At 38.3% G+C, this 13,787-nt stretch carries 8 protein-coding genes; 5 read left to right on the top strand and 3 right to left on the bottom strand.

Annotated elements, in window-relative coordinates:
* Positions 1–11 precede the first annotated feature (11 nt).
* A complete protein-coding gene (locus tag IV514_RS17690) occupies positions 12–1,064 on the top strand; it encodes an HD domain-containing phosphohydrolase (RefSeq protein ID WP_346776913.1) in 1,053 nt (350 codons plus the stop codon).
* A gap of 58 nt (positions 1,065–1,122) precedes the next feature.
* Positions 1,123–5,967: a transporter substrate-binding domain-containing protein gene (locus tag IV514_RS09785; RefSeq protein WP_206484988.1), complete on the top strand. Its 4,845-nt coding sequence runs from the start codon at positions 1,123–1,125 to the stop codon at positions 5,965–5,967.
* 107 nt (positions 5,968–6,074) lie between these two features.
* On the opposite strand, the gene IV514_RS09780 is transcribed toward IV514_RS09785, so the two are convergent.
* A complete protein-coding gene (locus tag IV514_RS09780) occupies positions 6,075–7,595 on the bottom strand; it encodes an aldehyde dehydrogenase family protein (RefSeq protein WP_206484986.1) in 1,521 nt (506 codons plus the stop codon).
* Between the two features lie 182 nt (positions 7,596–7,777).
* Here IV514_RS09780 and IV514_RS09775 point away from each other — a divergent pair, with 182 nt between their 5' ends.
* Positions 7,778–8,710: an AraC family transcriptional regulator gene (locus IV514_RS09775; protein ID WP_206484985.1), complete on the top strand. Its 933-nt coding sequence runs from the start codon at positions 7,778–7,780 to the stop codon at positions 8,708–8,710.
* An 85-nt stretch (positions 8,711–8,795) separates the two neighbouring features.
* Here IV514_RS09775 and speA read toward each other — a convergent pair whose 3' ends face one another.
* Positions 8,796–10,718: a biosynthetic arginine decarboxylase gene (speA, locus tag IV514_RS09770; protein ID WP_206485307.1), complete on the bottom strand. Its 1,923-nt coding sequence runs from the start codon at positions 10,716–10,718 to the stop codon at positions 8,796–8,798.
* Between the two features lie 39 nt (positions 10,719–10,757).
* Positions 10,758–11,684, bottom strand: coding sequence for an agmatinase (gene speB, locus IV514_RS09765; RefSeq protein ID WP_206484983.1), 927 nt, complete (start codon positions 11,682–11,684; stop codon positions 10,758–10,760).
* Positions 11,685–11,900: 216 nt separating this feature from the next.
* Here speB and IV514_RS09760 point away from each other — a divergent pair, with 216 nt between their 5' ends.
* The gene (locus IV514_RS09760; protein ID WP_346776912.1) at positions 11,901–12,887 is read left to right on the top strand and encodes an adenosylmethionine decarboxylase; all 987 of its coding nucleotides are present in this window, start codon (positions 11,901–11,903) and stop codon (positions 12,885–12,887) included.
* The gene (gene speE / locus IV514_RS09755; protein WP_206484979.1) at positions 12,877–13,734 is read left to right on the top strand and encodes a polyamine aminopropyltransferase; all 858 of its coding nucleotides are present in this window, start codon (positions 12,877–12,879) and stop codon (positions 13,732–13,734) included. Before IV514_RS09760 ends, speE begins: the two co-directional genes overlap by 11 nt.
* Positions 13,735–13,787 lie beyond the last annotated feature (53 nt).

Here is a 13,787-nt window from a genome sequence, read left to right as displayed (position 1 = left end):
AGGGAGTAGTAGTGAAAAGCGGAAGTGATATACATATTCTTATTGTTGATGATGTGTCAGAGAACATTCAAGTGGCAATGAATATATTAAAAGAAGAAAGTTATACCCTTTCATTTGCTTCTGATGGTGAAGAAGCGCTTAACCTTATTCAAAATAGCCACTATGATCTGGTGCTTCTCGATATCATGATGCCAAAAATGAACGGCTTTGATGTGTGCTGTGAATTAAAAAAAAATGCTGATACTAAAGATATTCCGGTCATTTTCCTCACCGCTAAAGCCGATGCCGATGCGATTGCTAAAGGCTTTGAAATAGGCGGAGTTGACTATATTGTTAAGCCATTTCATGCCAATGAGTTACTGTCACGAGTTAAAACGCATATTGAATTGTCTTTAACACGAATTGATCTCAAAAAATATGCCAGTGAAGTTGAAAATAAAGCACGATTACAGGCAGAGCGTTTAGCCCTAGAGATAGAAGAAAATCAGTGTGAAATGATTTATGTGTTAATGGAGGTAATGGAATCAACCTCTGATGAAACGGGGCAGCATATTAAACGGGTTGCAGAAACATGTAAATTACTTGCTCAACACGTACCTTCGCTGAGTGATGAAGAAGTCAATAGTGTCTTTTTAGCATCGCCCATGCATGATATAGGTAAAATTTACATCCCCAAAGAAATTTTACATAAACCTGGTCGCTTAACGGATGAAGAAATGACCATCATGAAAACCCATGCTCAAAAAGGTTATGAACTGTTCAAAAACTCCAAACGCCGTTTAACCACTGCCGCTTCAATTATTGCCCGTGAACACCATGAAAAATGGGATGGTTCAGGTTATCCAAGAGGGCTCAAAGGTGAAGAAATACATATTTTCGGTCGTATTGTTGCATTAGCTGATGTGTTTGATGCGTTGACCCATAAACGCCAATATAAAACTGCTTGGACGGTAGATGATGCGGTCAATTACATTAGAGAAAATAGCGGTACGCATTTTGATCCTAGTCTGGTAAAAATATTGGTTGATAATTTGCCGCAATTTTTGGCGATTATGAAGCAGTAATATGCTTATTTGCCGTGTTGTTTGTTGCTGGATAATAGTGTTTTGTGTTTGTAGTTGTTTGCAAGCGCAAGAATTCTCACAAGTTGAACTAACGGCTGCTGAGCAACAATGGTTGAAAGATACCCCTGATATTATTGTTGGCGGGAGCCCCGATTGGACCCCCTTTAATTTTACTGATGCACAAGGTGTGAATCAGGGTATCGCCATTGATTATTTACGTTTAGTCTCTCGTTACACTGGGCTAAATTATCGAGTGGTTATTGATACTTGGCAACATCACTTAACCAACATCAAACAGAAAAAAATAGATATTCTTGGTTCTGTATATAAAAACCCAGAACGAGAGCAATACCTCCATTTTTCGAAACCATATTTTGAAGCCCTTGATTACTTTTTTGTGCGTAAGGATCTTGATGTCCAAACATTTGATGATCTAAATGGTAAGCGACTGGCTCTCCCTAAAGGGTATGCCCATAGAAAAATTATTCGCGAGCATTTTCCTGAGATTGAAATTGTCGATGTAGCCACCTTTGGCGCGGCAATTGATGCTGTTCTGGAGCATCGAGCTGATTTGTTATTTGATACTTATGGAGCACTTATTTATACCCTTGAAATGGAGGGGATCACGACCATAGTACCATTTAAGTCGACACGTCATTTAGGTAAGAATCCTATTCATATCGTAACTCACAAAGATAATCTTATTTTAGCCAGTATTATTCAAAAAGGGCTTGATGCGATAACGCCAGAACAGCATCGTGCGATATACAGTCGTTGGTTTACCACACCAGATAATGAAGAAAACCTGCAAATTCAGTTAACGTCAAAAGAACAAGCGTGGTTAAACCAACATCCGAAGATTAATGTCGCGGGGAATATTAACTTACCTCCAATAGATTTTATTAATCAACAGGGCGATCACCAAGGGTTTGCGCATGATTTTTTAGTATTAATCGCGAAAAAAACAGGGTTGAAGTTACATTATAATGTGAGCAATTGGCATCTGGCATTAGAAAGTACCAAATTAGGTCAGAACCAGTTATTACCTGCGATATATCAAAATGAAGCACGTGATAAATACTTTATTTTTTCGAAAGAATATTTACGCTCTCTTGATTATTTTTTCTCTCGACAATCATTAGATATCTCACAAAACCCTCAGCTTGATGGATTAACCGTAGCAATTGTCGCCGATAATGCAGCGGAGGAGTTATTAAGAGCGCAATACCCCAAACTTCAGATTGTCATGGCGGATAGTTTGGATGATGTGATACAGATGCTGTTAGATAATCAAGTTGATTTGATTTTTGATTCATATACGGCGATTCAATATCAGGTTGATGTCGATGGTTTAGTTAATATTAAAGCGGTTAAGCCGATTGAAGGCAGCCACTCCTTTGCTTTTAAAATGGCAACCACTAAAGATAACCCAGAACTGATCTCTATTATCAACAAAGGTATTGATGCGATCACGCCAACACAAAAACGTACACTGTTAGAAAAATGGTCAATATCACCACAGATAATTGCAGAAAAAGAACAGCCAATAGCACCTCTTGTCTTAACTGAAGCACAAAAGCAGTGGATAGCGGCACACCCAGTTATTCGAGTTGCAGGTGATAATGCGTGGGCGCCCATTGAATTTAAAAATGAGCAGGGTGAGCATGATGGCGCCGGGCATGATTTACTCACGGCTATTAGCCAATTAACTGGCTTAACTTTCGAATATTCCACCAACGTATGGGAAAAGTCGTTGGCGCAAGTTGAACGTAAAGAACGAGATTTATTAATTGCTACGTTCAAAACACCTGCTCGCACGAAGCATTTATTGTTTTCGAAACCTTACCTTAATCTGTTGAATTATTTTTTTATTCGCAATGATATCAAAATTAACAATATAGGTGAGTTAAATGGTCTTCGTTTAGCAATAGTTCGAGATAGTGCAATGGCAGAAGAAATACGACAGTTGTTGCCTGGTTTGCGTTTGGTTTTTGTCGAATCTCCAGGGCAGGCAATAGATTTTATCGTAGAGAACAAAGCAGATGCGATGTATGACTCACATGCAGTAGTGAACTATTTACTTCGTCAGAAAGCCGTGACCAATATCACACCGTTTAAAACTCTACCTAATGCACCGACAAACTATCTACATATTGCTATGCGCGATGATTACCAACCTCTTAGGGAGATAATCAATCAAGTATTATTACATATTGAAGGGGAGCAGCTTAATAATATCCTTGATAAGTGGCTAATAAATCGCAGTTTGTCGAGCGATGTCAAAGTGAATTTGACAAAATCTGAACGTTCATGGTTGCTTAACCATGATTATTTTACCTTTGCTTCGGATCCAAATTGGATGCCGTACGAATCAATCGATGAGCAACAGCAGCACCGAGGGATGATAGCCGAGTACTTATCAATTATCGCTGCAACACTCAATATTGAGTTTAAGCGCATACCCACTAAAAACTGGCAAGAAAGTGCTGAGCTCATTACGCAAAATAACGTTAATATAGGGGCTGCTTCTTCGAATTATAGCGCTTTTGAGCAGTTATCATTTACCGACAGCTTTATCGAAAGTCCTTTTGTGTTGGTGATGCAAAATCAGCATAAATATATTGATGATATCAGTAAAGAATTAGACAAGCGTATTACCCTGATTGATGATTACTCCAGTACTTCAGCGTTAATTGAGCGCTTTCCTGATAAAAAGTTTCAGCTTGTGAACTCTGCCGAACAAGGTTTACAAGACTTAACATTAGGTAAGACTGATATTTTTGTTTGTTCATTAGCTCAGGTAAATTACCTGATTGCAGAACATGGTTATACTGGGCTCAGAATTGTCGGTAAAACCGATTATCAACTGGATATCAGCTTTGCTATTCAACCTGAATTTCAAGAATTAGTGCCGATATTTAATAAGGTACTTGCCAGTATCAGTACCATAGAAAAGCAACAGATCCTTGATAAATGGGGCAATCAAGAACCTGTGATCAAAACCGACTACCAACTGATTGCCTTCACCGTTGCAATAGCCATCTTGATTATTAGTATTATTGTGATCTGGAATCGTAAATTACAAACGGAAATTGAACTTAGGATAAAAACAGAGTTAGAGCTCAAGCAAAGTGAACGAAACTTATCTGTGGTCATAGATAATACGCCAGTGATTATTTATGTTGTTGATGCTCAGACAAATTTGCTGATCATGGCCAATGTTCATGCCATTGACGAATTAGCTATGCAAGAAGAACAAGTTGGCATGATCTCGGCTGAGCGCTTTTATCAAGGGGAAGTTGATAATGTTCATGATAAACAAGTCAAAATTAATACCCTTGACCAGCAAGTGATTGAGGGGCTGCTCTCGATTATTCCAATCAAGTATCATGGTAAAGCTGCTTTATTGCACCTTATTGTGAACTTAAATGATCGGGTTTCAATGGAAAGAGCGCTGGAGCAAGCCAAAAATAGTGCGGAAGCAGCTAATCGTGCTAAATCAGAATTTCTAGCGAATATGAGTCATGAAATTCGAACGCCAATGAATGCCATTATTGGCTTTACTGAATTGCTTTATGAACAAATAAAGGATGAAAAACTTAAATCTTTTGTTAAAACAATTAAATCTGCGGGCAATTCGTTACTGTTGTTAATAAACGACATTCTTGATTTATCTAAAATAGAAGCGGGTAAACTGACCATCTCCAAAGAAGTGTGTAACCCCCATATTATTTTTGAAGATATTAGTAACATATTTACCATGAACGTACGTAAGAAGGGGTTAGATTTTCTACTTGAGGTTGATGAAAAAATTCCTCAATCGTTACTACTTGATTCCACTCGTATCCGACAAATTTTATTTAATTTGGTCGGTAATGCAGTGAAATTCACCGATGAAGGCAGTATTACTTTACGCGCCACTGCAATCAACGAAAACATAATACATAGTACGGTTGATTTGCGAATTGATGTTGAAGATACCGGTATTGGTATTCCCGCCAATAAGGTGGAACATATTTTTGAAAGTTTCCAGCAACAAGAAGGTCAAAGTGTTCGAAAATATGGTGGCACAGGCCTTGGTTTAACAATAAGTCGGCGACTCACTGAACTGATGAATGGTCAATTGTCAGTGACTAGCACACAAGGAAAGGGTTCTTGTTTCTCTGTTTATCTTAGCTCAATCGATGTCACGTCAATTCAAAAGAATAGTGAAACACAAGTTGCAGAGCAATCAACGGCTAGTGCGGTGCGCTTTCATGATATTAAGGTGCTTGTTGTTGATGATATTGCTGATAACCGTCGGCTGTTAATAGAAATTTTTAACACGTTAAATATTCGCTCTGAAGAGGCGAGTAATGGTGAGCAAGCCGTGCAACTATCCAACGAGCAAGACTTTGATTTAATCGTAATGGATATAAGAATGCCAGTGATGGATGGCTATCAAGCGGCAACGATGATTAAACAATCACAGCCTAATTTACCGATTGTTGCACTGACAGCTTCTGTTATGCGTGATGACTATGAACGACAACGGCGTGAAAATTTTGCTGGTTATTTAAGAAAGCCAGTACTGAAAGAAGAATTAATTACTGAGCTCAAGAAGCATTTACCTTATGAGGAATATGAGGTTAGACAACCCATGTCTGAGGGAGCAAAGGTGTCGTTGGATGATGAGCTACAGAATATCCTTAGGCAAGAGTATCTCGAAACATGCAAAAAACTTAAACAAAGTAATAACTTAACAGAGATTGCACAGTTTGCCGATGAACTACAGGCTTTAGCTAACGTTAAGCAGTCTGATAGTTTATTAATGCTGGCGAAACAACTTAAACAAGCCACCGATGTGTTTGATATTGTCGAAATCAAAAACGCCTTAACGCAATTTATCCAACTGTGCGAATAAATTGAAAGTGTTTATTTTTTTTGAGCTAATTGTGTGTATTCAACAAAGAAAGGCAAATCCGTATGGATTTGCCTTTTATTACGGAGAGTTTAGACAATACTGCGAGTTTAGAAGAACCCGAGAGGGTTGATGTCATAACTCACTAACACGTTTTTCGTTTGTTGGTAGTGCTCTAGTGCCATTTTATGAGTTTCTCTGCCAACGCCAGATTTTTTATAACCACCAAAGGCGGCATGAGCAGGGTACATATGATAACAATTTGTCCATACGCGACCAGCTTCTATTTTTCGACCCATTCGATAAGCTAGGTTCATATCACGTGTCCATACGCCAGCTCCCAGACCGAACTCAGAACTATTGGCTAATGCCAGTGCTTCTTCTTCATCTTTGAACGTTGAAACAGAAATAACTGGGCCAAAGATTTCTTCCTGAAAGACCCGCATATCATTATTGCCTTTTAATAAGGTAGGTTGGATATAATAGCCATCTTTGTATTCATTATTTAGCGACTCAACTTCACCGCCTAATAATAGTTCAGCGCCTTCTTGTTGACCAATAGCGATATAGCTCATGATTTTATCAAATTGCTCTTGTGAGGCTTGTGCGCCTACCATGGTTTCAGTATCTAGAGGGTTTCCTCGTTTAATCGCTTTCGAGCGCTCGATCACTTTAGCGATAAATTCAGGGTATATTTTTTCATGCACGAATAACCTTGAAGGACAGGTGCATACTTCCCCTTGGTTGAAAAATGCTAATACTGTTCCTTCAATACATTTACTTAAGTACTCATCTTCTAAATCCATTACATCTTTAAAATAGATGTTGGGGGATTTACCGCCAAGCTCGACGGTAGAAGGAATGATATTTTCAGCCGCGCATTTCAAAATATGTGAACCAACAGGGGTAGAACCTGTGAAAGCAATTTTAGCGATACGCTTACTGGTAGCTAATGCTTGTCCTGCTTCTGCGCCATAACCATTAACAACGTTGAGTGTTCCTGGTGGCAATAAATCGCCGATAAGTTCGAGTAATAATAAAATAGAAGCTGGCGTTTGTTCTGCTGGCTTTAATACCACGCAATTACCTGCAGCAAGGGCAGGTGCTAACTTCCAAGCCGCCATAAGGATAGGAAAATTCCAAGGAATGATTTGACCAACGACGCCTAACGGTTCATGAAAATGATATGAAACGGTGTTTGCATCTATTTCGCCAACAGAGCCTTCTTGTGCTCGAAGACAACCAGCGAAATACCTAAAATGATCAACGGCTAATGGAATATCAGCTGCAAGGGTTTCGCGAATCGCTTTACCGTTATCCCAAGTTTCTGCAACGGCTAAATACTCTAAATTTTCTTCTATTTTGTCAGCAATTTTTAATAAAATATTAGAACGTTCTGTCACGGAGGTTGAACCCCATGCCGCTTTGGCTTTATGGGCTGCATCTAATGCTAAGTTAATATCTTGTCCATCAGAACGAGGTATTTGACAAAAAGGCTTGCCATTGACTGGGCTGATATTATCGAAATACTCACCATTGACTGGCGCGACCCATTGACCATCAATATAGTTTTGATATCGCTCTTTAAAAGTAACAATTGAACCAGTTTCCCCAGGTGTTGCATAAATCATAAGACTTTCCTCTAGTTGTATTTATTGTGTAGTCAACTAACCTTAATCAGGTATTGGGAAATGAGTTATTCTGATAGTCCAAAAAAGTTGACTCTCAGTTCTAAAAATTGATACTGATAATCAACTGGTTTTATTTTGAACAGAATAGAAGGGCAACAAACCCTAACCTTGGTAGACCTATTATGATCCACGGAAGTCTGAGAAAGAGCAGAGAAAACCCGAAAGTTTTGGTTGAAAACAAAATAAGTTTTGCTGGGCCTGATACTGAGTTAAGTATTTATGATACTTATGAACAGGCTGATCGTGTGGCGTTGATGTCTGATCAGTTACTGTTCTGTGGCATGGTAACCGGAAAAAAAGTGATGCATTGCGCATCTGATAAATATCAGGCGGCATTTTTCCCCCATGAATCTTTTATTATGGCGCCTAATCAGCCCGTAGAGATTGATTTTCCAGAAGCGAAATTTAATGAGCCAACCACTTGTTTAGCCATAGAGATCTCGAAAGAACGTATTCAGCAAATCGCCAATGGCTTAAATACCAGTTCACCACTTAGTGAGGTATATGGTGAATGGGATTATCAACATACACTTGTGCATACGCATCACAATAGTAATACACAAGCTTTGTTGTATCGGATAGTACAAATATTTGCTGAAAAACACCAAGACCGTAGCGTGATGATAGATCTTGCCGTTTCCGAGTTAATTGTTCGTTTACTACGTCACCAAACACGACATTTTTTACTTCATCACAGTCAAAGAGACCCTGAATACAATGGTTTAAACTCGGCGCTTTTTTATATTAATAATCACTTAAATGAGGCGTTAGATATAGAACAGTTATGTAAGTTGTCTTGCATGAGCAGAACGAAATTTTTTCACCAGTTTAAGAATCACTTAGGTTGTACCCCTATGGTATACCAGCAGCAGGCGCGATTAAAAAAAGCCGCTCAGTTAATTAAACAAGGCCAGCAAATAACGCAGGTTTGCTTCTCCTTAGGCTATAGTAATTCAAGTCATTTTAGTCGTATTTTTAAACAATATTTTGGCGTATGCCCGAGTGCTTATAAAAGTCGACATTGCACCCATCAAAACCAATCCCTACTTTCATAGCACGAATGTTTAATGGCATGTTGAGCTTGAACGATCGTGGCCTAATGAATTTAGCCACCTCATTAGCGGCTAATATCATTTCTATTTATTTTAAATAGGTGTATCCGTCTAAGCAATCTTCGTAAAAGTCTATCCATTGCACACCTTCTCTAGGCTTAATTTTTCCACGTTGGATCTGTTTATCTATTTCCTTTTTTACCATCTGAGCTAAGATTTCAGGTGTATATTGCATTGTCGATAACACTTTATCGACAGATGAACCTTTGACAACTTCTTCAATATAAAAATCTTTAGGATCATCGTCATAACTAACAATATGTACTTCGTTCAATCGTCCAAATAGGTTATGCATGTCGCCCATGACATCCTGATAAGCTCCTGTTAAAAACAGACCAATAAAGTAATCTTCACCTTCTTTTAACTGGTGCATAGGAATATGCTTAGCAATAGTGTCTTCACCAATAAATTTATCTATTTTGCCATCACTATCACAGGTAATATCAACCAAACTACATAACTTTGTTGGTTGTTCATTCAATCGAGAAATAGGCACTATCGGAAGTACTTGATCTATTGCCCATGAATCTGCCGCAGATTGAAACACAGAAAAATTAGCTAAGTATTGGGACGACATCATCTCAGGAATTTCTTTTAGCTCTTCTGGCACAAATTCTTGTCGTTGTGCCAATGCATCTACTTGAGACAAAATACGCCAATACAGGGTCTCAATTTTTGCCATTTCTTCTAATGACATAATACCTAGCTTAAATGCCTGTAATGCCTGCTCTTTTAACTGAGCGATATCATTATAGGTTTCTTGAAAATTACTTTGGTTTAAATCTGTTTCAATGGTGCGCATATTAGTCACAATAATATGCTCACCTGTTGTTTTTCGAGTATTATACTTAGCACCACTTGGATGAATTTCGCCAATTACTTTAGTCACTACACATGAATGATGGGCCGTCATTGCTCGACCACTCTCACTGACTAAATTGGGATGTGGAACTTCTTCTAGATCACAGCTTTGTTTAAAGCCATAGACAATGTCATTAATATATTCTTCTATTGAATAATTACAGGAAGAGTCATTGGTAGATTGTGAGCCATCATAATCTATTGCTAAGCCGCCACCCACATCAACATACTCTAATGGTACGCCTTGTTTAACAAGTCGAGCATAAATTAATGATGCTTCTTGAACGGCTTCTTTTATTGCTCGAATATCCGTTAATTGACTACCAATATGAAAATGTAAAAGCTTGATGGTATGGCGTAAACCTTCTTTTTCAAGCAGGGATACGGCATTGAGTATTTCGGTGATACTTAAGCCAAACTTTGCGCGCTCACCGCTTGAACTTTCCCATTTGCCTCGTCCTTTGGCCATCATTTTTACGCGCAGACCAATAATAGGCTCAATATTAAGCATTTTTGATAGTGTAATAAGTTTAGTTAGTTCACTAAACTTCTCGATTACGATCACCATTTTGCGCTTAATTTTTGTGCCTAACAATGCTAAGCGTAAATATTCTTCGTCTTTGTAACCATTTAAAATGGTTAAAGAGTTTTCATTAGTATTATAAGCCAATGCGGCGATTAACTCGGGTTTAGAGCCAGCCTCTAAGCCATAGTTAAAGCGAGCGCCCGCATCAATAATTTCCTCAATAACTTCTCGCATTTGGTTTACTTTAACCGGAAATACCCCTAAATAATGCCCTTCGTAATGCGCCTGTTCAATGGTATTTCTAAAGGTGCGATTTAGCTGCTCTACTTGCGAACGCAAAATATCGTGAAAGCGAATGACAGCAGGAAATTCAATGCCTTCACTTGCCATTTCATCAATGATTTCACGTAAATTAATCTTTAACTTTGGCTGATCATAACGAGGAGTTACCTCAATATTGCCATGTTCACCAACAGCAAAGTAACCATTTCCCCATCGTTTCACACGATATGTTTTTTCTGCTTCTTCAACAGACCAAACTACACTGTTACTGGCTTGTTCCATATCTTTAGAAAGGTTTTGATGTTCCAACGTTATTCCCCGTTAAGCTAAACACAATAATAATTCACGCACGACCTTAGTCGCAAACACATCGCTATTACCTGTACTGTCTATTTCTGGTGACAGTTCGACTACATCACATCCGACAAAGTTTTTATTTCGTAAACGTTTACATAAGCTCACAAACGAATGAAAATCTTCACCACCTGGTTCAGGTGTGCCAGTACCTGGGAAGTAGCTCGGATCAAAATAATCGAGATCTAACGTAAGATAAACAGGTCTATCTGCTGGAATGGCGTCAACGGCTGCCAAAAACTCATCACGACTCTGCTTAATTGTCTTATGGTCTTTCATCCAGTGGTATTCTTCTTTGGTTCCTGAGCGAATACCATACTGGATCAAGGTATTACTCTCGGTAAAATGATCATGAATACGGCGAATAATAGAAGCATGAGAATAGTGATAGCCTAAATAGCCATCACGTAAATCAGCATGGGCATCTAAATGGAGTACGACTAAATCAGGATATTCTTGTAAATAACGGACAATAGGCGCATATGAAATAGAATGTTCGCCGCCAAGTGTCAGTATTTTTACCTTGTTTTCAGCCAATGACACACCTTGTAAGAGCTGGTTAAACGTCTCACAAGCAAGGTTAAATTGCTGCTTTATGTATGCAGGCTCGCTATCCTTGTTAATACTTTTATCTATGGGGATGTTACCTAAGTCAACAAACGGATGATCTGCTAAATCCGCGTTTAAGTATGGCGAATACGACTCTATGTCTCCTGATACTGCACGTATTGCATTAGGGCCTGCTTTAGCACCTTTACGAAAACAGGCGGTACCATCAAATTCAAAACCAATAATATGGCTGCTATTTTTGTAAATAGCTGGAGTGGTTCGCGACCATTCATAAGCAGTAGGCGCAGGTGTTAAGTTGACATCAATATGTTTAAGTTTTGGCACACTCAATGACCTAAGATATTTTTCGCGCAATTATGCAAAATATTTAGCCAAAGTATAGTGTTTTTTTAACAATTTAACTGACAGATATGATTACTTCATTCACTCATTGCATTTTACATGAACAGGGCTTAACTTTAGCTAATCACTAAATGTGTTTAAGTGACAAAAATTCTATTGAAAAAGCAATTTTTATTTGTAAAATAGCGCACCTTTTTTGTGTCGCACTTTGAGGACAGGCGTTTGTTTTTTGAAGGTTCAGAAAAAAAAGCAGAAATACATATCGATGCTAGCCAACTAAACTTACTCACAGATATTAACTATGATTTCTGGTGTGAGCTAGTCAGCTGTTGTAATGCTCAAATTCTTTCATTTATTGAAAACCCATATTGCAAGGCGTTCTTGTTGTCTGAATCTAGCCTTTTTGTTTGGCAAGACAGGTTTTTAATCTTAACCTGTGGCCAAACACATTTGGTTAACTCGGTAAGCTTTTTTTTAAATAACTTTGATAATGCGCTAATTAAACAAGTGATTTATCAACGGAAAAACGAATATTTTTCTCAGGCACAACCAAGTTGTTTCGGCGATGATATAAAAATGCTCTCAAATATATTTTCAGGAAGAGCTTATCGCTTTGGTGAGTTAGATTCTCACCATAATTATATTTTCCATCAAGACAATGAGTATCAAGCCGACATTAATGACAAAACTTATGAGTTACTTGCCTATCAAATTAGCAAGCATGCCTCCGAGCACTTAACACAAGCTAATTTAACTAAAGAGCAAATACGAACATTTTTGTGCATTGATGAGTTATTACCAAACTTTATTATCGATGACTATGTATTTGATCCATATGGTTATTCGCTAAATGCCATTAAAGATGACCAATACTTGACCATTCATGTGACGCCGCAAGATAGTAGTAGTTATATTTCTTTTGAGTCAAACCTTAACCTGCTTGAGCTTGCGCCCAAAATTTTACAAATATTAAAACCAGTGTCTTTTGATTTACTTGCCTTTAACGAAGCGGCATTTGAAGATCAAATTAACACGGTTATCCCTGACCAATATGTTAGCAGTTCATTAGTTTGTAATACATTATCGAATGGTTACCTTGTTCATTTTGCTAACTTTATTCAACCTCAAACCTCATTTACCAAGCCTGTAATGCTTGATATTTCTGGAGAACACCATGCACTCTAATTTATGGATTGAAGAAAAATTTCAAGATTTTTTAGGCTTAAAGTTTAAAGTTGAAAAGGTACTTTTCTCTGGGAAAAGCGAGTTTCAAACAGTGGATGTTGTTGAGACTAAAGGCCATGGAAAAATGTTGCTCAATGATGGACTCGTCATGGTTACCGAGCGTGATGAATTTGCCTACCATGACATGATTTCTCATGTGCCATTATTTGTTCATCCTGCTCCCAAAAATGTACTGGTTATTGGCGGTGGAGATGGTGGCACAGCACGAGAAGTCATTCGCCATCAATCTGTTGAAAAATGTACTATGGTGGAAATTGACGGTATGGTCGTTGATGCCTGTAAAGCGCACATCCCACAAACCTCTTGTGCATTAAATGATTCGAGAATCAATTTAATCATTGGTGATGGAGTTAAGTTTGTTAAAGATACCAATGAAAAATTTGATGTCATTATTGTTGATAGTACCGATCCTATTGGACCAGCACAGCCTTTATTTGGTGAAGAGTTTTACCAAGATGTGTATAACTGCCTAGCTGATGATGGCATTGTTGTCTCTCAAGGCGAGTCTTCATGGTATGCCATGGATATCCAACAATCGCTATTAACGGTACTTAATGCCGTATTTCCACAGTGTTATCTGTATAGCTTTAGCAATCTTACCTATCCAGGAGGGTTGTGGAGCTTTACCTTTGCTTCTAAAAAATATCACCCGGTAAATGACTTTGAGCCTAAGCGTGTTGATCAAAGTGGCCTTAATTTCGATTATTATAATGCGCCACTGCATAGCGCGGCATTTGCTTTGCCTAGTTTTGTCCAGAAGGGGTTAAACGGCTTGATCAGCAACTAACAGGCGCCATTAAATGTCGAGCAAATCAATAAATCGCAATAAACTTGTCGGCA

The sequence above is a fragment of the Thalassotalea sp. G2M2-11 genome (assembly GCF_017168195.1).
Lineage (GTDB): Bacteria > Pseudomonadota > Gammaproteobacteria > Enterobacterales > Alteromonadaceae > Thalassotalea_E.
This window is presented reverse-complemented; position numbering and strand designations above follow the sequence as displayed.

Bases quoted from the DNA above. Each gene is read 5' to 3' on its own strand.
- IV514_RS09780 (WP_206484986.1), bottom strand. From the start codon at position 7,595: ATGATTTATGCAACACCTGGGGAAACTGGTTCAATTGTTACTTTTAAA.
- IV514_RS09775 (WP_206484985.1), top strand. From the start codon at position 7,778: ATGATCCACGGAAGTCTGAGAAAGAGCAGAGAAAACCCGAAAGTTTTG.
- speA (WP_206485307.1), bottom strand. From the start codon at position 10,718: ATGGAACAAGCCAGTAACAGTGTAGTTTGGTCTGTTGAAGAAGCAGAA.
- speE (WP_206484979.1), top strand. From the start codon at position 12,877: ATGCACTCTAATTTATGGATTGAAGAAAAATTTCAAGATTTTTTAGGC.